The organism is Thauera aminoaromatica S2 (genome assembly GCF_000310185.1).
Classification (GTDB): domain Bacteria; phylum Pseudomonadota; class Gammaproteobacteria; order Burkholderiales; family Rhodocyclaceae; genus Thauera; species Thauera aminoaromatica.
On sequence record NZ_AMXD01000063.1, the window covers coordinates 1 to 21762 of the forward strand.

A 21762-nucleotide genomic window follows, 5' to 3' on the forward strand; every position below is an offset into this window, starting at 1 on the left:
CCGGCTTCGGTGCGACGCCGGCCGCGGAGGTGCGCGAGGGGGCGCGCGAGGCCGACGCCGCGGCCGAGGAGGCGGCGCTGCGGCGTGCGGTGTGGATCGCGCTCGCGCTCACCCTGCCGGTGTTCGTGCTCGAGATGGGCGCGCACCTGATCCCCGGCATGCACGACTGGGTCATGGCCACGATCGGCCACCGCGAGAGCTGGCTGCTGCAGTTCGTACTGACCAGCGCGGTGATGTTCGGGCCCGGGCTGCGCTTCTTCCGCAAGGGCGTGCCCGCGCTGCTGCGCGGCGCGCCGGACATGAACGCGCTGGTGGCGGTGGGCACCTCGGCGGCCTGGGGCTACTCGGTGGTGGCCTTGTTCGCGCCCGCGCTGCTGCCGGCGGGTACGGTCAATGTGTATTTCGAGGCCGCGGCGGTGATCATCACCCTGATCCTGCTCGGGCGCCTGCTCGAGGCGCGCGCGCGCGGCCGCACCAGCGACGCGATCCGCCGCCTGATGCGTATCCAGCCGCGCACCGCGCGCGTGCGGCGCGACGCCGGGGTGGTGGAGTTGCCGATCGCCGAGGTCGCGGTGGGCGACGTGGTGGAGGTGCGCCCGGGCGAGAAGGTGGCGGTCGATGGCGAGGTGGTCGAGGGTGCGTCCTTCGTGGACGAATCGATGATCACCGGCGAGCCGGTGCCGGTGGAGAAGGGCGCCGGTGCGACCGTGGTCGGCGGCACGCTCAACACCCGCGGCGCCTTCGCCTTCCGCGCCACCCGGGTGGGGGCGGACACCGTGCTCGCGCAGATCATCCGCATGGTCGAGGCGGCGCAGGGCGCCAAGTTGCCGATCCAGGCCCTGGTCGACAAGGTGACGATGGTGTTCGTGCCGGTGGTGATGGGGGTGGCGGCGCTCACCTTCCTCGCCTGGCTGTTGTTCGGGGCCGCCTGGCTTCCGGCGGATGTGCCGGTGCTCACCTTCGCGCTGGTGAATGCGGTGGCGGTGCTGATCGTCGCCTGCCCGTGCGCGATGGGGCTGGCGACGCCGACCTCGATCATGGTCGCCACCGGGCGCGCGGCGCAGATGGGCGTGCTGTTCCGCAAGGGCGACGCGCTGCAGCTGCTGCGAGACGCGGCCGTGGTGGCGCTGGACAAGACCGGCACGCTCACCGTCGGCAAGCCGCAGCTCACCGACCTGGTGGTTGCCGAGGGCTTTGCGCGTGCCGACGTGCTCGCATGCGTGGCGGCGGTCGAGCGTGCCTCGGAGCATCCGATCGCCGAGGCCATCGTCGTCGCGGCGCGTGCGGAAGGGCTGGAGATCGCCGCCGCGGAGGGCTTCGGGGCCGAGCCCGGCTACGGTGTGCGCGCACGGGTGGGCGGGGAGCGCGTCGAGGTCGGCGCCGACCGCCTGATGCGCCGGCTGGGGCTGGAGCCGGGCGTGTTCGCCGACACCGCGTCTCGCCTCGCCGACGAGGGCAAGTCGCCGCTCTATGCCGCGATCGACGGCCGCCTCGCCGCCATCCTTGCAGTGGCCGACCCGCTCAAGCCGAGCTCGGTCGCGGCGGTGAGGGCGCTCCACGACATGGGGCTGAAGGTCGCGATGATCACCGGCGACAACGCGCGCACCGCGCGCGCGATCGCCCGCCAGGCGGGGATCGACGAGGTTGTCGCGGAGGTGCTGCCCGACGGCAAGGTGGCTGCGCTGCGCAGGCTGGCGGGCCGCGCTGGTGACGGGGAGGCGGCGGGCCGTCGCGTCGCCTTCGTCGGCGACGGCATCAACGACGCGCCGGCGCTGGCCGAGGCCGACGTGGGCATCGCGATCGGCACCGGCACCGACGTGGCGATCGAGAGCGCCGACGTGGTGCTGATGTCGGGCGACCTGACGGGCGTGCCGCGCGCGATCGCGCTGTCGCGCGCGACCATGCGCAACATCGGCCAGAACCTGTTCTGGGCCTTCGCCTACAACAGCGCGCTGATCCCGCTCGCCGCGGGGGTGTTCTACCCGGCCTTCGGCGCGCTGCTGTCGCCGGTGTTCGCCGCGGCGGCGATGTCGATGTCGAGCGTGTTCGTGCTCGGCAACGCCCTGCGCCTGCGCCGCTTCGCCGCCGACGCGCCGCAGACGGCCGGGTGAGTGCAGGCCACGGGCCGCGGCGAGCCGCATCAAGCTGCGTGCGGGAAGTCGCAGTGCTTTGGATGCACGGTGGTTTGGGTAGGAGCGACGCGAGTCGCGATCCGGCGCTCCTCTCCGCGCCGCGGTGTTTCCGCCGCTGCAATCGCGACTTGCGTCGCTCCTACGCGGCATGCGCAGGGCGTCGGTGCATCGCATGGCCGGGCACTCCGCTTGGATGCCGGCGACTGGGAGGCGCGAGCGGCACATGGAGAACAGCATGAATATCGGCAAGGCGGCCGCCGCCTCCGGCGTGTCGGCGAAGATGATCCGCTACTACGAGTCGATCGGCCTGGTGGCGGCGGCGCGGCGGACCGACGTGGGCTACCGCGCTTACACCGGCGAGGACGTGCACGTGCTGCGCTTCATCCGCCGCGCGCGCGACCTGGGCTTCTCGCTGGCGGATATCGGCGACCTGCTCGCGCTGTGGCGCGACCAGGGGCGGGCGAGCGCGGACGTCAAGCGCATCGCGCTCGGGCACGTCGCCGCGCTCGAACGCAAGATCGCCGAGTTGCAGGGGATGGTGGATACGCTGCGCACCCTTGCGGCGCATTGCCATGGCGACGCACGCCCGGATTGCCCCATCCTCACCGACCTGGATGCGGGCGGCGGGCGCTGAGCGGCGGCGGGGATGGGGCGGCGATCGTCGCAGGGCAGTGGCGCGGCGGGTTACCATCGCACCCCTCATCCCTCGATAGAAGCGCCCTGAATGCAAACAGACCTCGCCGACGAACCCCGGAAGGCCATCGTCGCCTCGGTGCAACGCCCCAACGTCAGCGATGCCGAGTTCGAAGCTTCGCTCGCCGAGTTGCGCGAACTGGCGAAAACCCTCGGCTACCGGGTGGTCCACACCTTCACCCAGAAGCGTGCGGGTTTCGACACCACCGGCTATCTGGGGGTCGGCAAGCGTCAGGAGGTCCGCGAGTTCGTGGCCGCGCAGGCCGGCTTCGACGCGGCGCCGACGGACACCGTGCCGCGCACCGGCGCGATCGAGGCCCTGCTGGTCGACCACGAGATCTCGCCCTCGCAGGCGCGCAACCTCGAGCTCGAGACCGGCTGCGAGGTGATGGACCGGACCATGGTCATCCTCGAGATCTTCCACCGCAACGCGCGCTCGCGCGCGGCCAAGGCGCAGGTGGAGATCGCCCGCCTGGGCTACATGGCGCCGCGCCTGCGCGAAGCCGCCAAGCTCGCCGGGCCGCAGGGACGGCAGCGCAGCGGCGTGGGCGGTCGCGGTGCGGGCGAGTCGCATACCGAGCTCGATCGCCGCAAGATTCGCGACCGCATCGCCGAGCTGCAACTGGAGATCGTCGCGATGGAGGCCGAGCGCAAGACCCAGCGCGCGCGCCGCCAGGGTCGCCAGAGCCCGGCCAGCGTGGCGCTGGTCGGCTACACCAATGCGGGCAAATCCACGCTGATGCGCGCGCTCACGGGCAGCGAGGTGCTGGTCGCCAACAAGCTCTTCGCCACGCTCGACACCACCGTACGCACGCTCTACCCCGAGAGCGTGCCGCGCGTGCTCGTCAGCGACACCGTCGGCTTCATCAAGAACCTGCCGCACGGCCTGGTGGCGTCGTTCAAGTCCACCCTGGACGAAGCGCTGGACGCCGGCCTGCTGCTGCACGTCATCGACGCCAGCGATCCCGGCTTCGAGCGCCAGCTCGAGGTCACCGACAGCGTCCTGCAGGAAATCGGCGCCGACGAGCTGCCGCGCATCCGTGTCTTCAACAAGATCGACCATGTCGGCGACGCTGCGGCGCAGGCCGAATGCGAGGCCGCGCTGCGCGCGAAATACCCCGGCTGCATCGTCATGAGCGCGCGCCGGCCGGATGAGGTGGCCAGGCTGCGGCAGACGATCGTGGCGTTCTTCCAGCAGGATCTGGTCGAGGCGGAGCTGCTCTTGCCGTGGTCGGCGCAGCAGCTGCGCAAGGAGATCTACGCCAACTGCGAGGTGCTGGAGGAAAGGGCGGAGGATGAAGGGGCGGTCTTCAGGCTGCGCGGCGAGCCCGACACCGTCGAACGACTGCGCGCGCAATGTGCCCTGACACGCTGACGCGCAAACGCCACCGCAAGGGTGGCGTTTGCCGGTGAGCTGATGCGCCCGGACTGGCGCGCATGCGGCGTCGGGTCTCGGGCGAGTGGCCCCCCGGTCGGGTGGGGCGAGCCCGATCAGCCGACCTGATCGAGCGCCTTCTCCAGCGTGGCGACGGTGCGCGCGACGTTGTGCAGCTTGTCGAGCCCGAACAGGCCGACGCGGAAGCTCTTGTAGTCGGGACGCTCGTCGCAGGCGAGCGGCACGCCGGCGGCGACCTGCAGGCCGGCGGCGGCGAACTTGGCGCCGGTCTTGATGCCGTCGTCGGTGGTGAAGCTCACCACCACGCCCGGGGCCTGGAAGCCCGCGGCGGCCACGCTCGGGAAGCCGCGCGCCTCGAGCAGCGCACGCACGCCAGCGCCGAGTTCCACCTGCTCGGCCTTGACCTTGTCGAAGCCGTAGGCCTCGGTCTCGCGCATCACGTTGCGCAGCGTGACCAGGCCGTCGGTGGGCATGGTGGCGTGGTAGGCGTGGGCGCCGCCCTCGTAGGCTTCCATGATCTGCAGCCACTTCTTGAGGTCGCAGGCGAAGCTGGTGCTGGTGGTGCCCTCGATGCGCTCGCGCGCGGCGGCGCTCAGCATGACCATCGCGCAGCACGGCGAGGCGCTCCAGCCCTTCTGCGGCGCGCTCACCAGCACGTCGACGCCGGTGGCGTCCATGTCCACCCAGATCGTGCCCGAGGCGATGCAGTCGAGCACGAAGAGGCCGCCGACCGCGTGGGTGGCGTCGGCCACCGCGCGCAGGTAGTCGTCGGGAAGCATCATGCCGGCCGAGGTCTCGACGTGCGGGGCGAACACCACGTCGGGGCGGTGCTGGCGGATCGCCGCAACGACCTCGTCGATCGGCGCCGGGACGAAGGGCGCCTGCGCCTCGTCGCGCACCTGGCGGGCCTTGAGCACCACGGATTCGGCGGGGATGTCGCCCATCTCGAAGATCTGCGTCCACCGGTAGCTGAACCAGCCGTTGCGGATCACCAGGGTCTTCCGGCCGGTGGCGAACTGGCGCGCGACCGCTTCCATGCCGAAGGTGCCGCTGCCGGGGACGATGGCGACGGCGTGGGCGTGGTAGACCTTCTTCAGCGTCGCCGAGAGCTCGCGCATGACGCCCTGGAAGGCCTGCGACATGTGGTTGAGCGAGCGGTCGGTATAGACCACCGAGTATTCGAGCAGGCCATCGGGATCGACGTGGGTGAGCAGACCGGGCATGGAGACCTCCTGGGGAGCGGGGATTCTTCGAGGAAGAAGGGGGGCGGGAATGAGGTGGGCGGGGCGTGGGCCGGGATCGGCCCCGGGCCTCGTCGAGGCGGGCCCGATCCATTCGTCCGAAAGCGATCATTCTAGCGCCTCGCCCGCGTGCAGGGCGAGGCGCGGAGGGCGAACGGCGTCCGATCGGGCTGCGTTCAGAGCGCCAGCCCGGCGCGCTTGCGCAGCGCGCCGACGTAGGCCGCGCCGTCGGGCGGGGTGCCCTTGCGCTGGGCGTCGAAGAGCATCTCGCCGAGGCACTCGAGCGCGTCGTGCATGGCGTCGTGACGGTCGCCGCGGTGCTGGCAGGCGGCCTCGAAGGCGGCGCGGATGCCGGGCGGCTGGTCGATCGAAAGCTGCTCCTCGATGGCCAGGTGCAGCGACAGGTGCAGGAAGGGGTTGATCTGCCCGGCCTCGGGCGGAAAGTCGCGGTGCACCGCCTCCGGGTCCTCGACCACGGCGTGGTACTCGGGGTGGAGCGCGATGATGTCGGCGGCGATGGTCTCCATCGGCGTCAGCACTTCCTTGGCGCGCGCCTTGCGCCAGGTGTCGATGAAGAAGCTGCGCACCTGGTCGCGGCTGGGGTTGAACATGTCGGGTCCTCGGTTCTCTTGCGCACTCGGGCGCGGGGTGTTCGGGCGCGGGTGCGGTGCGGGCGCAGCGCGCGCCGGCGGGCGTCCGCGTCGGGTTTCAGTCGGTCTTGTCGCGGCACAGGCACAGGTCGCGCACGCCGCACTCGCCGCACTTGGGCTTGCGCGCGGTGCACACGTAGCGGCCATGCAGGATCAGCCAGTGGTGGGCGTCGAGCAGGTAGTCCTTCGGCACGCGCCGCAGCAGCGCCTTCTCGACCTCCAGCACATCCTTGCCCGGGGCCAGCCCGGTGCGGTTGGCGAGGCGAAAGATGTGGGTGTCGACCGCCATCGCCGGCTGGCGGAAGACGGTGTTGAGCACCACGTTGGCGGTCTTGCGGCCGACGCCGGGCAGGGCTTCGAGCGCCTCGCGCACCGCCGGCACCTCGCCGCCGTGGCGTTCGAGCAGCAGGCGCGACAGCGCGAGGGTGTTCTTCGCCTTGTTGCGGAACAGGCCGATGCTCTTGATGCACTCGGCGATGCCTTCCTCGCCGAGCGAGACCATGGCCTCGGGCGTGGGGGCGAGCGCGAACAGCTTGCGCGTGGCCAGATTGACGCTGCGATCGGTGGCCTGGGCGGACAGCACCACCGCGACCAGCAACTGATAGGGCGACGCGTACTCGAGTTCGGTCTGCGGGTGCGGTTCGGCCTCGTGCAGGCGGCGGAAAAACTCGCGGATCGCCTCGCGCTTCATCGCTGCCATGCGCGTCCTCAGCCCGCGGCGGCCGGCTCGGCAGCGTCTTCTTTCGGCTCGGCTGTCTGTGTCGGCGCGGGTGGCGGATTGCGCCGCGCGCGCGCCGCCAGGCGCACGTTGATGGCGTTGAATGCGGCGATCAGCACGCCGAGCGCGAAGAATGCGCCGGGCGGCAGGATGGCGATCAGGAAACCGGGGTAGCCGTCGCCGAACACGTTCCACGCCGAGGCGCCGGGGAGGATCATCTCGATGCCCGAGAACAGCGTGCCGGCGCCGAGCAGCTCGCGCATGCCGCCGAGCACCGCGAGCACCCACACCAGGCCGATGCCCATCATGATGCCGTCCACCGTCGAGGTGAGCGGGTCGTTCTTGGCCGCATAGGCCTCGACGCGCGCGAGCACGATGCAGTTGGTGACGATCAGCGGGATGAAGATGCCGAGCACCAGGTAGAGGTCGTGGAAGAAGGCGTTGAAGGAGAGATCCACCACGGTGACCAGCGCGGCGATGATCAGGACGAAGACCGGGATGCGGATCTCGTAGGGGATGAAGTTGCGCAGCGCCGACACGGCGAGGTTGGACATCGCCATCACGAGGATGGTGGCCAGCCCGAGGCTGACCGCATTGACCATGCTGGTGCTGATCGCGAGGATCGGGCACAGGCCGAGCAGCTGCGCCAGGCCGGTGTTCTGCTTCCACAGGCCGTTCCAGGCGATCTCGCGGAATTGTTGCGGGCTCATGCTCATTCTCCCAGCACGCCGCCGGAGGGGGCGGCGAAGAGCGCGTCCATGCGTTCGACCACGAACGCCGTGCTGCGTCCGGCCGCGCGCACCACGGCGCGGGCGCTGATGGTGGCGCCGGTGCGGTAGCCGAAGGTGCCGCCGTCCTTGCGCACGGTCCATGCGGCGGTGTTCACGTCCTTCCAGGTGGCGATCGCGAACTGGCCGATCCAGGGCATGTCCTTGCGGCGGTCCTTCTTCGGGTCGATGTAGTCGCCCAGGCCCGGGGTTTCCTTGTGCTGGGTGACGCGCACGCCCGACAGCAGGCCGTTGGTATTGACCGCCACCAGCAGCGCGATGCGTCCGGAGTAGCCGTCGGTGGCTGCGCCCTCGGCGATCAGCGCCACCGGCTCGCCACCCTTGCGCGCGCGCCACACCCGCCCGCCTTCGTCCATGCCGATCTGCGGCGCCGGACCGAAGCGCACCACGTCGGCGAGCAGGTCGTTGTCGTAGCTGCCGGGCGGCAGCACCTCGTCGATCAGGCGGCGCTGGGCATCCTGTGCCGAGGCCTCGATCGCGGGCTGGGTGACACGGTGGGTGGCGGCCATCAAGGCGGTGAACACCAGCGTGAACACCACCATGATCGCCCCGGTGCGCAGGGCGGTGCGGGTCGCGGAATAGCGCGCGCTCATTTGCCGCCTCCCTTCGCGTCCTTGTGGTGACCGAAGACCGGCGGCTGGGTCTTCATGTCGAGCAGGGGTACGCACATGTTCATCAGCAGCACCCCGAAGGCGATGCCCTCCGGGTAGGCGCCGAAGTTGCGGATCAGCCAGGCGATCAACGCGATGCCGCCGGCGAAGAGCAGCTTGCCGCGCGGGGTGGTCGCACCCGAGACCGGGTCGGTGACGATGAAGAAGGCCGCCAGCATCGCGCCGCCGCTGGCGAGATGGAACAGCGGCGAGGCGAAGCGGCCCGGATCGAGCAGCCAGAACAGGGTCGAGATGCCGGCGAGCACGCCGATGAAGGCGAGCGGCATGTGCCAGGTGATGATGCGCTTGGCGAGCAGGAAGAGGCCGCCGGCGACATAGCCGACCGAGATCCACTCCCAGCCGCGCCCGCCGAGCGCGCCGAAGGCCGAGCCCTGCAGCACCGCATCGACGGTCTGGGTTCCCGAGCGCAGCCCGGTGCGCAGGGCGTCGAGCGCGGTGGCGCCGGTGATGCCGTCGATGTCGCGCGCTCCGCCGAGGATCAGCGCAAGCTGGGTGTCGAAGGACAGCTGGCCGGCCGGCGGCCACTGCGACATCAGCGCCGGGAAGGCGACGATCATCGAGCAGTAGGCGATCATCGCCGGGTTGAACGGGTTCTGGCCGAGGCCGCCATAGAGGTGCTTGACGGCCACGATCGCCACCAGGGCGCCGCACACCGTGAGCCACCACGGCACGATCGGCGGGAAGCACAAGGTGACCAGCCAGGCGGTGACGACGGCCGAGAGGTCGCCCACCGCGATCGCCACCGGGCGCTTGCGCAGATGCAGCATCAGCGCCTCTGCGCCCACCGCCGTGATCGTGGAGATCGCCAGGTTCACCAGCACGCCGGGGCCGATGAGCAGTGCGTGGGCGACGATTCCGGGGATCAGCGCGAGGAGCACGAGGCCCATCGTGCGCTGCACGCTGACCGCCTTGCGGACGTAGGGAGAGTGGATCATGCGGGGCTCAGGGGCGAGGCTCGTCGGGGAGGTCCGCCGCGTCGGCGGCTTGCGGCGCGGGTGCGGTCGAAGCCGGGACTGCGGCCGCCTCGAGCGCCTTGCGGCGGGTCTCGATGTCGGCGATCTCGGCTTGCGTCTGCGGGCTGAGGTTGTCGGTGTTCTGCGGCTGGATCTCGGCCTTCTGGGCCTTGGCACGGGCGAGCGCGGCGGCGATCAGGGCCTTCTTGGGATCTTCCGCGGCGGGGGCCTCGGCCGCCGCCGGCGCTTCGGCCGTGCCGGCCTCGGCCAGCTTGGCGCGCGTCTCGGCCGCCTTGGCGGCGAGCTTGGCGGCCTTCTCGGCCTTCTCGCGCTCCTGGCGGAAGTTGCGGAACTCGAAGCGCTCGCGTGCCTGGTCCGCGGCCGCCTTCTCGCGCTCGCGCGCCCAGATCTCGCCCTTGGAGAAGCGGTAGTAGTCGACCAGCGGGATGTGCGAGGGGCACACGTAGGCGCAGCAGCCGCACTCGATGCAGTCGAAGAGGTGGTATTCCTGTGCCTTGCCGAAATTCTTCGAGCGGCTGAACCAGTACAGCTCGAAGGGCTGCAACTCGACCGGGCAGGCCTTGGCGCACTCGGTGCAGCGGATGCAGGGTTGCTCGGGCGGAGCCGGCGGGAAAAGCTTGTCGTCGGCCGCGAGCACGCAGTTCGTCGCCTTCACCACCGGCACGTCGAAGGCGGGCATGCGCACGCCCATCATCGGTCCGCCCATGACGAGGAAGCGGGTGTCCGCGCGCGGGCCGCACAGGCGCACCAGCTCGTCCATCGGCGTGCCGATGAGGACCTCGTAGTTGCCCGGGCGCTCGACGTTGCCCGCGACCGTGACGATGCGCGACACCAGCGGGCGGCCGAGCTCGAGCGCCTCGTGGACGCTGTAGGCGGTGCCGACGTTGAAGCACTGCACCCCGTAGTCGGTGGAGCGCTCGCCGTGCGGCACCTCGATGCCGGTGAGCACGCGGATCAGCTGCTTGGCGCCCCCGGCGGGATAGCGGGTGGGGACGGCGACCACTTCCATGTGCTCGCCCGCCGCCGCGACCGCCTGCCGCATCGCCGCGATCGCCTCGGGCTTGTTGTCCTCGATGCCGATCAGGACTTCCTCGGCCTGCAGCATGTGGCGCAGGATCGCGGCCCCGGAGACGATGCCGTCGGCGCGCTCGCGCATCAGCATGTCGTCGCAGGTGATGAAGGGCTCGCACTCGGCGCCGTTGAGCACCAGCGTGCGGGTCTTGCCGCCGCTGCCGGGGCGCATCTTCTGGTGGGTGGGGAACACCGCGCCGCCGAGGCCGACCACGCCGGCATCGCGCACGAAGTCGCGCACCTCGTCGGGCGGGGTGATGCGGTAGTTGATGTGTTCGGGCTCGGCCCAGCGGTCCTCGCCGTCGCTCTCGATGATCACCGCGGGTTCGCGCAGGCCCGAGGCGTGCGGGACCAGCGCCGGCTCGACCGCACGCACCACGCCGGAGGTGGGTGCGTGGATCGCGGCGGACAGGCGTCCGCCCGCCGCGCCGATGCGTTCCCCCTTGAGCACGCGCTGGCCGGGCTCGACCAGGGCGATGGCGGGGCTGCCCAGGCTCTGGTGCAGGGGGACGACCAGCCGCGCGGGGATGGGGGCCTTAGCGATCGGCGAGGTCGTCGAGGCGCTCTTGTTGGTTGCGGGCTTCACGCCGCCATGGAAGCGAAAAAGCTCACGCAGCATCAGGCGACCCTCCGCATCTCGACCACCGGGTATTTCCATTTCCATGTGTGCACGGTCTCGGCCAGCGGCACCATCGCGATGCAATCGACCGGGCAGGGCGCCACGCACAGCTCGCAGCCGGTGCACAGCGGCTCGACCACGGTGTGCATCTGCTTGGCCGCGCCCACGATCGCATCCACCGGACAGGCCTGGATGCACAGCGTGCAGCCGATGCAGACCTGCTCGTCGATGACCGCGACCGACTTCGGCTTCTCGACACCGTGCTCTTCGGAGAGCGGCTTGAACTCGCGTCCGAGCAGGTCGGCGAGCTTGCGCACGCCCTCCTCGCCGCCGGGCGGACACTGGTTGATGTCGGCCTCGCCGTTGGCGATCGCCTCGGCGTAGGGCTTGCAGCCGGGGAAGCCGCACTGGCCGCACTGGGTCTGCGGCAGGATGGCGTCGATCTTCTCGACCAGCGGGTCGCCCTCGACCTTGAAGCGGATCGCGGCGTAGCCCAGGGTGAGGCCGAGCACGATGGCGATGCCGGCCATCACGAGAATCGCGGTGATCATGGTGGAGCGGGCCTCAGTGGAAGCGGTCGAGGCCGGCGAAGCCCATGAACGCGAGGCTCATGAAACCGGCGGTGATCATCGCGATCGCGGTGCCCTTGAAGGCGATCGGCACGTCGGCGCCGTCCAGGCGCTCGCGGATGCCGGCGAACAGCACGAGCGCGAGGGTGAAACCGAGCGAGGAGCCGAAGCCGAACAACAGGGATTCGAGCAGGTCGTGCTTCAAGCCGACGTTGAGCAGGGGCACGCCGAGCACGGCGCAGTTGGTGGTGATCAGCGGCAGGTAGATCCCCAGCACCTGGTGCAGCAGCGGGCTGGTCTTCTGGATGATCAGCTCGGTGAGTTGGACGATCGCCGCGATCACGACGATGAAGGCCAGCGTGCGCAGGTAGCCGAGATCGAAGGGCTGGAGCAGGTAGTGGTCGATCAGGTAACTGGTGCCGGCGCCGACGGTGAGCACGAAGGTCGTGGCCGCGCCCATGCCGATGGCGGTCTCGAGCTTTTTCGACACGCCCATGAACGGGCACAGCCCGAGGATGCGGACGAGTACGACGTTGTTCACCAGGACGGCGCCGATGACGACGAAGATGTAGCTGGTCATGATCCGCGCGCGGAAGGGAATTGCAGGATTATCCTCCGCGCCCGAGTCCCGCATCAACCCTGATGCGGGAGCATGTATCGGCCGGGCCTCCGGGCCTCAGCGCCAATCCGGTGGCGGCGGGGCGAGGCTGGCGGTGTGCAGCTGCCAGCGGCCGCTGCGACGGTCGTCGAAGAAGTGGCGCAGGCTGATCGCGATCGAACGGAAGGCGATCCGCTCCCAGGGGATCTCGTCCTCGCGCAGCAGCGCGACCTCGAGCGACTCCTCGCCGGGGCGGAAGTCGAGGTCGAGCAGGCGGGCGCGGTAGATGATGTGGACCTGGCTGATGTGCGGCACGTCGATCAGCGTGTACAGCTCGCCCACCTCGATGCGCGCGCAGGCCTCCTCCAGGGTCTCGCGGGCGGCGGCCTGGGCGGTGGTTTCCTCGTTCTCCATGAAGCCGGCCGGCAGCGTCCACATGCCGTGGCGCGGCTCGATCGCACGCCGGCACAGCAGCACGCGGTCTTCCCACTCGGCCAGCGCGCCCACCACCAACTTGGGGTTCTGGTAGTGGATGGTGCCGCACTGCTCGCAGACGTGGCGGGGAAGGGTGTCCCCGGGCGGGATGCGGAAGGCGACGGTGGCGCCGCAATTCGAGCAGTATTTCATGGTCGCGGACAATGGTTTTCGGCGATTCTAGCTTGCTTTGACCCGTCTGCCGGCAGCACGGCCTAAAGAATGACGCCAGTCGGCCGATGAAGCGGGCTCTGTGCCAGAATCGGCCGGCGACAGCGAGCGAGGGAGTGTAAAGGGATGCCGCAACCGATCGACATGAAGCGATATGCGCAGCTCAAGGCGGCGGGAGACCTGCCTTCGCCGCGCGGCGTGGCGCTCGCGATCATCCGGCTCACGCAGGCGCCCGACGTCTCGCTGGCCGAGCTCGGCCGCGTGATCAAGGGCGATCCCGCCTTCGTCGGGCGCCTGATCAAGGCGGCCAATGGCCTCATCGCGGAGAACCGGCGCGCGATCGTGTCGGTGCAGGAAGCGCTGATGGTGCTCGGCCTGCCCGCCGTGCGCACGCTGGCGCTGGGCTTCTCGCTGCTGTCGACCTACCGCAAGGGTACCTGCCAGGGCTTCGACTACCCGCGTTTCTGGTCCTCCGCGCTGCTGATGGCGATCTCGATGCAGGCGCTCACCCAGCGCGTGCGCGTGGTCGCACCCGACGAGGCGTTCAGCCTCGGCCTGCTCGCTCGCGTGGGCGAGCTCTCGCTCGCGACCCTCTATCCCGAGGCCTTCTCCCGCCTGCTCGCGGAACTCAAGCGCGATCCCGCCCTGCAGCAGGTGGTGCTCGAGGACCAGGCCTTCGCGATGAACCACCGCGAGCTCGGTGCCGCCATGCTTGCCGACTGGGGGGTGCCGGACGCGCTGGTGCAACCGGTGCGCTTCCACGAAGAGCCCGAGCTGGCCGGCTACGCGGAGGATTCGCGCGAGGCCGGGATCGTGCAGTGCCTCGTGCTGGCGCGCGCGGTGGCGCAGCTGTGCCTCGCGCCCGATTCCGAGCACGTGCGTCTGATGGCGCCGATGCTGCGCCTGGCGGGCCGCCTCGGCCTCGGGCGCGGCGAGTTCGTCTCGCTGTGCGAGCGCGTCGGGCGCGACTGGGCGGAGTGGGGCAAGCTGCTGCAGATCCGCACCGAGGACGCGCCCCGCTTCGCCGAGGTGGGCAGCGCGGCGGTGGATGCGGTTGGCGAGGCGCCCAAGGTGGCCGCCGAGGCCGCTGGTCCGCAGCCGATGCGTGCGTTGGTCGTGGCCGGCGCGCGCGAGGACCGCGAGCTGTTGCGCGGCGAGCTCGAAGCCGCGGGGATCGTCCCGTTCACTGCTGCGGGCGCGGACGCCGCGCTCGAGGCCGCGCTCGACGTCCAGCCGCAACTGCTGGTCGCGGACTGGTCGGAGGAGGGGGAACGGGTGGTGCGCGGCCTGCGCGACATGCGCCTCGGACGCGGCGTGTACGTGATCTGCATGCTCGGCAGCGACGACGAGGCGCGCCTGCTGGCCGCCTCCGGCGCCGGGGTTGACGACTTCCTCGTCCGTCCGCTGCGACGTGCGGCGCTGACCGTGCGCCTGCGTGCCTGCGTGCGCACCTTGGTGCTGCAGCAGGAACTCGAGCACGAGCGCGAGGAACTGCGCAATTTCGCCGCCGAGCTGTCGATCTCGAACCGCCGCCTGCAGGAGGCCGCGCTGACCGACCCGCTCACCGGTCTGCCCAACCGCCGTCGGGCGATCGAGGCGATGGAGGCCGAGTGGGCCACGGCGACGCGTCACGGTCGCGCCTTCTCGGTCATGATCGTCGACCTCGACGGCTTCAAGACCATCAACGACACCCATGGGCACGACGTCGGCGACATGGCCCTGCGCCAGGCCGCGGCGACCCTGCGTGGCGCGCTGCGCGCCCAGGACCTGATCTGCCGTACCGGTGGCGACGAGTTCCTGGTGCTGTGCCCCGATACCGACCTGAAGGCGGCGATGCTGGTCGCGGAGCGCCTGCGCGTGGCCGTGCAGGCCAGTCCGGTCGAGACCGGCGGCCCGCAGATCTTCCTCACTGCCAGCGTCGGCGTGGCCATGCGCGTGCCCGCCATGGGCAGCGTCGATGCACTGATCAAGTGTGCCGACGACAGCGTGTATCGTGCCAAGCAGCGTGGCCGCAACTGCATCGCCGCACTCCAGCTCCAGTCCGGCGCGGGCTGAATGCCGGCGGGAAGGCGCGGCCGCCCCGCCGGCAGGTGTTGTTCGGGGGCGACACCTTGTGCGTGAAATGCGGCACGGAGCCGGGGGGAGCGGCTTGCCGCTCCTGAGAAACTACTTTAACTTGCAGACGTTGATCCCCGTGCGGGATGGAAAACCATGGATCGCCCCGACTTCCAGGAAGAAATCCGCGAACTCAACCTCGCCTACCTGATGCTGGCACAGCAGATGCTGCGCGACGACCGCGCGACCGCGCTGTTCCGGCTCGGGATCGGCGAGGCCTTCGCGGACCTGATCGAGTCGATGTCGGCGGCCAAGCTGGTCAGGATGGCGTCCAGTCCGACGCTGCTGCCCTGCTTCCGCTTCGACGATGCCCAGTTGGCCCGGCTCATGGCGGGCGAAGGGCGGGATGCCGCCAGCGCGGGCCTGCACGCGGCGATCCTCGCCGCCGGCAAGGCGGCGGCCGATGCGCGCTGAGGAGTGCCGAATGAAGAACAAGAGTGTGATCGAAGAGGCCGACGACGTGCGTCGTGCGGTCGAGATGGTGCAACTCGGTGCGCGCATGCAGATGCTCGAGGTCGAGACCAGGCTGAGCCGCGAGAAGCTGCTCAGGATCTACAAGGAAGTCCGCGGTGCCTCGCCCCCCAAGGGCATGCTGCCGTTCTCCACCGACTGGTTCATGACCTGGCAACCGAACGTGCATTCCTCGCTGTTCATGAACCTGTACCGCTACTTCACCGGCCCGGCCGGCGTGCACGGCCTGGACGCGATCCTCAAGTCCTATCACCTCTATCTCGACCACATCGAGACCGGCGTGATCGAGCCCGCGCTGAGCCTCACGCGCGCGTGGACCCTGGTGCGCTTCTTCGACGCCGACCTGCTGCAGATGGCCGCGTGTACCCGCTGCGGCGGCGAGTTCGTCGCCCACGCCCACGATCCGGTGCACGACTACGTGTGCGGCCTGTGCAACATGCCCTCGCGCGCCGGCTCCGCGCGCCGCAAGACCACCACCCGCAAGGCGGTCGCGCCCACGCACAAGACGACGGCCGCCAGCCGCAAGGCGGTCGTCGCCTGACCCCGGCGGGCCCTCCGGCCCGCATGCAGGTTCCTACATGGGCCGCGCTGGAAACAGGCGGCCCATGTCACGTCCGCGCACGGCGTGGCGTCGCGCCCCGGCGCGTTCAAGTTCCTCCCGCCGCCGCCGTTATCCCCTGCGAGAGCCGTGCCGGTCCGTGCGCGGCGCAGCGAAACGCTTCGGAGTTTCCCCGTGTTCCTGATCATCGGCTACGTCATCATCCTCGCCGCCTCGCTGGGCACCTACGCGGTGCATGGCAGCCTGGCCGCGCTGTGGGTGCCCATGGAGTACCTCGCGATCATCGGCCTGATGATCGGTGGCTTCGTCGCCGGCAACGGCCCGAAGGCGATCAAGGGCACGCTCGGCTCGCTGTCGCTGGCGGTGAAGGGCTCGAAGTACAACAAGGCGCTCTATGTCGACCTGCTCGCGCTGCTGTTCGAGATCCTCGCCAAGGTGCGCAAGGAAGGCCTGATGTCGATCGAGAACGACATCGAGAACCCCGACTCCAGCCCGATCTTCTCCAAGTACCCGAGCGTCGCCGCCGACCATCACGCGGTCGAGTTCATGACCGACTACCTGCGCATGATGGTGGGCGGCAACCTCAACGCCTTCGAGATCGAGAACCTGATGGACATGGAGATCGAGACCCACCACCAGGAGGCGCACCAGGCGCCGCACGTGGTCTCCAAGGTCGCCGATGCGGTGCCCGCCTTCGGCATCGTGGTGGCGGTGATGGGCGTGGTGAACGTGATGGGCTCGGTGGGTCAGCCGCCCGCGGTGCTGGGCAAGATGATCGGCGGCGCGCTGGTCGGCACCTTCCTCGGCATCCTGGTCTCGTATGGTTTCGTCGCGCCGATCGCCAGCCAGCTCGAGCAGAAGGTCGAGGAGAGCGGCAAGATCTACCAGGTCATCAAGGTGGTGCTGCTGGCGAGCATGAACGGCTATGCGCCGCAGGTCGCGGTGGAGTTCGGCCGCAAGGTGCTGTACTCGACCGACCGCCCGGGCTTCGCCGAGCTCGAGCAGGAAATCAAGAACCGCAAGGGCTGAACGCGATGAGCCCCCGCGTCCCTGACTCCCGTCGTCCCCAGGCGCCGCGCCCTGCGCCGGCGTGCGGAGTTGCGCGATGAGCGACGATACCCAGCAACCGATCGTCGTCAAGCGCATCAAGAAGGGCGGTGGCGGCCACCACGGCGGTGCATGGAAGATCGCCTACGCGGACTTCGTCACCGCGATGATGGCCTTCTTCCTGCTGATGTGGCTGCTCGGCTCGACCGCGCAGGGCGACCTCGAGGGCATCGCCGACTACTTCCAGAACCCGCTCAAGCTCGCCATGCAGGGCGGCGAAGGCACCGGCGACAGCTCGAGCATCATCAAGGGCGGTGGCGAGGACCTCTCGCGCAAGGTCGGCCAGGTGCGCAGGGGCGACACCCCCAGCACGCGCGCGATCAATCTCGACGCCGCGCCCGCGCGCGTCAAGAGCGAGGCCGAGGCCACCGCGCAGGCGATCGCCGAGCGCCGTGAACGCGCGCGCCTGATCGACCTCAAGGGCAAGCTCGAGGCGGTCATCGAGGCCAACCCCTCGCTGCGCCAGTTCAAGAACCAGCTCCTCATCGACATCGTCAGCGAGGGCTTGCGGATACAGCTGGTCGACGCGCAGAACCGGCCGATGTTCACCTCGGCGAGCGCCGAGTTGCGCCCCTATACGCGCGAGCTGCTGCGCGAGATCGCCGCTGCGCTCAACGATGTCGACAACCGTGTCAGCATGTCCGGCCACACGGACTCGGCCCAATACGCAGGCGGCGAGCGCGGCTTCTCGAACTGGGAGCTGTCCTCCAACCGCGCCAACGCCGCGCGCCGCGAGCTCGTGGCGGGCGGGCTGGAGGCGGGCAAGATGCTGCGCGTGGTTGGCCTTGCCGACACCGCGCACCTGAATCCGGGCGATCCGCTCGACCCCGCGAACCGACGCATCAGCATCGTGGTGCTCAACCGTGCGGCCGAGGAGGCGATGCGCAGCCAGCAGGCGCCCGGCGCCACGCCGCCGCCGGGCGGTGCTCAAGTCGGGCGCAATCCGGCCGATATGAGGGGAAGCCCGGGGATTGTCCCGGCGCCCAATTGAATCCAAGGCTGCAGCCATGTCCGAACTGCTGAAGAACATCGACGCCCGCACCCGGCTCGCCGGCACCAACAAGCTCGAGATCCTGCTGTTCACGCTCGGCGTGGACGCGCGCAGCGGCTGCCGCGAGACTTACGGCATCAACGTCTTCAAGGTGCGCGAGGTGATGCGCCGGCCGACCATCACCGCCGCGCCCGACATGCCCGACGCGGTGCAGGGCATGGTGAGCCTGCGCGGCGCGCTCGTCCCGGTGGTCGATCTCGGCCGCTACGTCGGGGTCGGTGACGATGCTGCGCGCGAGATCATGATCGTCACCGAGTACAACGGCCACACCCAGGGCTTCCTGGTCGAGGGTGTCGACACCATCCTGCGCCTGGACTGGTCGCAGATGCGGGTGCCGCCCGAGATGCTCACCGCGCGCCTGGGCGGGCTGGTGACCGCGGTGACTTCGCTCGCCGACGGCCGCCTGGTGATGATGCTCGACGTCGAGCGCGTGCTCTCCGAGACCTCGCGCTACGACGACGCCTTCCTGTTCCGCGACATCGCGCCGCTGCCGGGTGCCGATGCCCACGTGGTGTATTTCGCCGACGACTCCTCGGTGGCGCGCAAGCAGATCTCCCAGACCCTGGATGCCATGGGCCTGCGCCACGTCGGCGCGGTCAACGGCCGCCAGGCCTGGGAGGAACTCTCCCGGGTCGCGGCGCGCGCCGAGGCCAATGGTCGCAAGGTCGCCGATTTCGTCAGCCTGGTGCTGACCGACGTCGAGATGCCCGAGATGGATGGCTTCATGCTCACCCGCCAGATCAAGGCCGACCGCCGCTTCGCCGGCATCCCGGTGATCATGCACTCGTCGCTGTCGGGCAGCTCGAACCACCAGCTCGGCCTCTCTGTCGGGGTGGATGAATACGTGTCCAAGTTCGAACCGCAGCGCCTGTCCCAGGTGCTGACCCGGCTGCTCGGCATGGCCGAGGCCGCGAGCGGACGCTGAGGAAGAGCCATGGAACACAACCGTCACGAAGAATCCGCCCTGTTCGACGCGGTCGATGGCCGCGCCACGCTGGCCGGCTCGAACCGCATGGAGATCCTGCTGTTCTCGCTCGGTACCGGCGAGCATTTCGGCATCAACGTCTTCAAGGTGCGCGAGGTCTCGCGCACGCCCTTCATCACCCGCACACCCAACATGCCGCGCGGTGTCGAGGGCCTGATCTCGCTGCGCGGAAACGTTATCCCGGTGCTCTCGCTCGGCGTCATCCTCGGGCTGACCTCTGCGGGGGCGCCGCTCGGCGAGGCGATGATGGTCACCGAATACAGCAAGCGCACGCTCGGTTTCCTGGTCGATTCGGTCGACCGCATCGTGCGCGTGGACTGGGAGCGCGTGCGTGCGCCCGAGAACGTGTCGACCGGCACGCAGGGCTTCATCACCGCGATCACCGAGCTCGACGACGGCCGCCTGGTGTCGATCCTCGATGTCGAGTCCATCCTCGCCGACACCTTCGGCGAGGCGGTGGTCGGCGACATCGCGCCGATCGGCAACGGCCACGAGGTGAATGTGTTCTTCGTCGACGACTCCATGGTCGCGCGCCGCAAGATCACCGAGGTGCTCGACCGCCTCGGTGTGCGCCACAAGCACGCGACCAACGGCATGGAGGCGTGGAAGCGGCTCGACAGCCTGGCCGCCCACGCCGAGAACACCGGGCACCGGCTGATCGACGAGATCGACCTCATCATGCTCGACGCCGAGATGCCCGAGATGGACGGCTACGTGCTCACCCGCCGCATCAAGAGCGACACGCGCTTCGCCGGCATCCCGGTGGTCATGCACTCCTCGCTGTCGTCCGAGGCCAACCGCGCCATGGGCACGCGGGTCGGGGTGGACGCCTACGTGGCAAAATTCGACGCCGAAGTGTTGGCCGACACCATCCGCCCGATGCTGCAACGGGCGCGTCGGACTTCCTGACCGAACAGGCAAAGAACCCGGAGACATCTGATGTCCGATCCCAAGACCCGCTTCCTCGTCGTCGACGATTTCTCGACCATGCGCCGCATCGTGCGCAACCTGTTGAAGGAGCTCGGCTTCGCCAACGTCGACGAGGCCGAGGACGGCGCGGTGGCGCTGCAGAAGCTCAAGTCCAGCCCCTACGACTTCGTCGTCACCGACTGGAACATGCCCAACATGGACGGCCTGACCCTGCTGCAGAGCATCCGCCGCACGCCCGAGCTCAAGCACCTGCCGGTGCTGATGATCACCGCCGAGGCCAAGAAGGAAAACATCATCGCCGCCGCGCAGGCCGGTGCCAGCGGCTACGTGGTCAAGCCCTTCACCGCGGCGACGCTGGCCGAGAAGCTGGAGAAGATTTTCGAGAAGATGGGCCGCGGCCGGGCATGAACCTCGTCCGCAGCGCAGACGGAGCATGGATATGAGCAAGAAGTCCAAGGTGGACTCGATGGGCGATTCAGACGAATTGCAGGCGCTCTTCGACAGCATTGCCGCCGACCCCTTCGCCGCGGCGGGTGCGGGTGCGGAGCCGGCGGCATCGATCCTGCCGGTCGACGAGTCCGGGGATAACGACGAGTTGCAGGCGCTCTTCGACGCCGTCGCCGAGCAGGCTGGCGCCGCGGCGCCGGTTGCGGGCGGCACGGTCGAGAATGCCGGCGCGGCGGCTGGCGAGGGCGTGGTGTACAACCGTCTCGGCCAGCTCGCCCGCCAGGTCCATGACGCGCTGCGCGAGCTCGGCCTCGACACCACGCTGCACCGGGCGGCCGAGGCCGTGCCCGACGCGCGCCAGCGCCTCACCTACGTCGCCCGCACCACCGAGCAGGCGGCCAGCCGGGTGCTCAACGCCACCGACGTGGCAGGGCCGATCCAGACGGAACTCGCGAACGGGGCCGATGCGCTGTGCGCGCGCTGGGACGAACTCTACGCCGGCCGCCTGAGTCCCGAGGCCTTCCGCGAACTCTCCGCCGACACGCGCGCCTTCCTCGGCACGGTGGGCGACGGCGCGCGCAGCACCGGCGCGCAGCTGCACGAGATCATGATGGCGCAGGACTTCCAAGACCTCACCGGACAGGTGATCAAGCGCCTGGTCGAGCTCACCCGCACGCTCGAGACCCAGCTGCTGCAGGTGCTGATCGAGGCCGCGCCGGCGCAGGTGCTCGAGCCCGAGCAGGCGGCCGGGCTGCTCAACGGACCGGTGATCGACCCGGCCGGGCGCAGCGACGTGGTGCAGGACCAGGCCCAGGTCGACGAGCTGCTCGAGCGTCTCGGATTCTGACCAAGCCGCGGGGCCGGACCCCGCGCGAACCGGTGATCGTCCCGCGTGGGGTCGCACCGCAACCAGGAGCAAGCCGTGAGTGATTTTGCCGGGATGGAGGATCTGCTGCAGGACTTCCTCGTCGAAGCCGGCGACCTGCTGTCCGACGTCGACAACAAGCTCGTCGAACTCGAGCACAGCCCGGATGACCCCGGCCTGCTCAACGACATCTTCCGTGGCTTCCACACCATCAAGGGCGGCGCGGGCTTCCTCGGCGCGGCCGAGCTGGTGACCCTGTGCCACCTCACCGAGAGCCTATTCGATCGCCTGCGCAAGCACGAGCTCGAGGTCACCCCCGAGCGCATGGACGTGATCCTGTCGGCGACCGGCGCGGTGCGCGACATGTTTGTCGATCTGGGCCGCGGCAACCGTCCGGGGCCGGCTGCGCCCGACCTGCTCGAGGCGCTGCGCGCCGCGTGCGCCGGGCGACCGGCGGCAGCCGCCGC

At 69.8% G+C, this 21762-nt stretch carries 23 protein-coding genes; 13 read left to right on the forward strand and 10 right to left on the reverse strand.

What is annotated here, in order from left to right:
- The 3 genes from C665_RS10950 to hflX form a co-directional block, all read left to right on the forward strand.
- Positions 1-2111, forward strand: a 2111-nt coding sequence (locus C665_RS10950) for a copper-translocating P-type ATPase (RefSeq protein ID WP_004309286.1), incomplete at its 5' end; no start/stop codon positions are given.
- A gap of 256 nt (positions 2112-2367) precedes the next feature.
- The gene (cueR, locus tag C665_RS10955) at positions 2368-2766 is read left to right on the forward strand and encodes a Cu(I)-responsive transcriptional regulator (protein WP_004309288.1); all 399 of its coding nucleotides are present in this window, start codon (positions 2368-2370) and stop codon (positions 2764-2766) included.
- A gap of 90 nt (positions 2767-2856) precedes the next feature.
- Positions 2857-4200: a GTPase HflX gene (hflX, locus tag C665_RS10960; RefSeq protein WP_004309290.1), complete on the forward strand. Its 1344-nt coding sequence runs from the start codon at positions 2857-2859 to the stop codon at positions 4198-4200.
- Positions 4201-4316: 116 nt separating this feature from the next.
- Here hflX and C665_RS10965 read toward each other — a convergent pair whose 3' ends face one another.
- From C665_RS10965 to C665_RS11010, 10 genes are all read right to left on the reverse strand, one after another.
- Entirely contained in the window at positions 4317-5444 is a 1128-nt protein-coding gene (locus C665_RS10965) for an aminotransferase class V-fold PLP-dependent enzyme (protein WP_004309292.1), read from the reverse strand.
- 194 nt (positions 5445-5638) lie between these two features.
- Positions 5639-6073, reverse strand: coding sequence for a DUF1841 family protein (locus tag C665_RS10970; RefSeq protein ID WP_004309293.1), 435 nt, complete (start codon positions 6071-6073; stop codon positions 5639-5641).
- 97 nt (positions 6074-6170) lie between these two features.
- Complete coding sequence (nth, locus tag C665_RS10975; protein WP_004309297.1) at positions 6171-6803, reverse strand: endonuclease III; 633 nt, start codon at positions 6801-6803, stop codon at positions 6171-6173.
- A 17-nt stretch (positions 6804-6820) separates the two neighbouring features.
- Positions 6821-7540: an electron transport complex subunit E gene (locus tag C665_RS10980; protein ID WP_012585872.1), complete on the reverse strand. Its 720-nt coding sequence runs from the start codon at positions 7538-7540 to the stop codon at positions 6821-6823.
- Between the two features lie 2 nt (positions 7541-7542).
- The gene (locus C665_RS10985) at positions 7543-8211 is read right to left on the reverse strand and encodes an RnfABCDGE type electron transport complex subunit G (RefSeq protein ID WP_004309301.1); all 669 of its coding nucleotides are present in this window, start codon (positions 8209-8211) and stop codon (positions 7543-7545) included.
- Entirely contained in the window at positions 8208-9224 is a 1017-nt protein-coding gene (locus C665_RS10990) for an RnfABCDGE type electron transport complex subunit D (protein WP_004309303.1), read from the reverse strand. Before C665_RS10990 ends, C665_RS10985 begins: the two co-directional genes overlap by 4 nt.
- 7 nt (positions 9225-9231) lie before the next feature.
- Positions 9232-10953, reverse strand: coding sequence for an electron transport complex subunit RsxC (gene rsxC, locus C665_RS10995; RefSeq protein WP_004309304.1), 1722 nt, complete (start codon positions 10951-10953; stop codon positions 9232-9234).
- Positions 10953-11504 carry an electron transport complex subunit RsxB gene (rsxB, locus tag C665_RS11000; RefSeq protein ID WP_004309306.1) on the reverse strand — a complete coding sequence of 184 codons (552 nt, stop codon included), beginning with the start codon at positions 11502-11504 and terminating at the stop codon, positions 10953-10955. The genes rsxC and rsxB overlap by 1 nt, the downstream gene beginning before the upstream one ends.
- 13 nt (positions 11505-11517) lie before the next feature.
- Entirely contained in the window at positions 11518-12102 is a 585-nt protein-coding gene (rsxA, locus tag C665_RS11005; RefSeq protein WP_004309308.1) for an electron transport complex subunit RsxA, read from the reverse strand.
- A gap of 96 nt (positions 12103-12198) precedes the next feature.
- The gene (locus C665_RS11010) at positions 12199-12747 is read right to left on the reverse strand and encodes an NUDIX hydrolase (protein WP_004309310.1); all 549 of its coding nucleotides are present in this window, start codon (positions 12745-12747) and stop codon (positions 12199-12201) included.
- A 144-nt stretch (positions 12748-12891) separates the two neighbouring features.
- Between C665_RS11010 and C665_RS11015 the strand changes: the two genes are divergently transcribed.
- From C665_RS11015 to C665_RS11060, 10 genes are all read left to right on the forward strand, one after another.
- Positions 12892-14820 carry a diguanylate cyclase gene (locus C665_RS11015; RefSeq protein WP_004309311.1) on the forward strand — a complete coding sequence of 643 codons (1929 nt, stop codon included), beginning with the start codon at positions 12892-12894 and terminating at the stop codon, positions 14818-14820.
- A 156-nt stretch (positions 14821-14976) separates the two neighbouring features.
- A complete protein-coding gene (gene flhD / locus C665_RS11020; RefSeq protein ID WP_004309312.1) occupies positions 14977-15294 on the forward strand; it encodes a flagellar transcriptional regulator FlhD in 318 nt (105 codons plus the stop codon).
- A gap of 10 nt (positions 15295-15304) precedes the next feature.
- A complete protein-coding gene (gene flhC / locus C665_RS11025; RefSeq protein WP_004309313.1) occupies positions 15305-15892 on the forward strand; it encodes a flagellar transcriptional regulator FlhC in 588 nt (195 codons plus the stop codon).
- A 192-nt stretch (positions 15893-16084) separates the two neighbouring features.
- Positions 16085-16939, forward strand: a complete 855-nt coding sequence (motA, locus tag C665_RS11030) for a flagellar motor stator protein MotA (protein WP_004309314.1) — start codon at positions 16085-16087, stop codon at positions 16937-16939.
- Positions 16940-17015: 76 nt separating this feature from the next.
- Positions 17016-18008, forward strand: a complete 993-nt coding sequence (motB, locus tag C665_RS11035; protein ID WP_004309315.1) for a flagellar motor protein MotB — start codon at positions 17016-17018, stop codon at positions 18006-18008.
- Positions 18009-18024: 16 nt separating this feature from the next.
- Positions 18025-18993 (forward strand): chemotaxis protein, encoded by a 969-nt coding sequence (locus tag C665_RS11040; RefSeq protein ID WP_004309316.1) that lies wholly within the window; start codon positions 18025-18027, stop codon positions 18991-18993.
- Between the two features lie 9 nt (positions 18994-19002).
- The gene (locus C665_RS11045) at positions 19003-19962 is read left to right on the forward strand and encodes a chemotaxis protein (RefSeq protein WP_004309317.1); all 960 of its coding nucleotides are present in this window, start codon (positions 19003-19005) and stop codon (positions 19960-19962) included.
- 30 nt (positions 19963-19992) lie between these two features.
- A complete protein-coding gene (gene cheY / locus C665_RS11050) occupies positions 19993-20391 on the forward strand; it encodes a chemotaxis response regulator CheY (RefSeq protein WP_004309318.1) in 399 nt (132 codons plus the stop codon).
- A 31-nt stretch (positions 20392-20422) separates the two neighbouring features.
- Entirely contained in the window at positions 20423-21277 is an 855-nt protein-coding gene (gene cheZ, locus C665_RS11055; protein WP_004309319.1) for a protein phosphatase CheZ, read from the forward strand.
- 75 nt (positions 21278-21352) lie between these two features.
- On the forward strand, positions 21353-21762 hold a 410-nt coding region (locus tag C665_RS11060; protein WP_211207583.1), incomplete at its 3' end, for an Hpt domain-containing protein.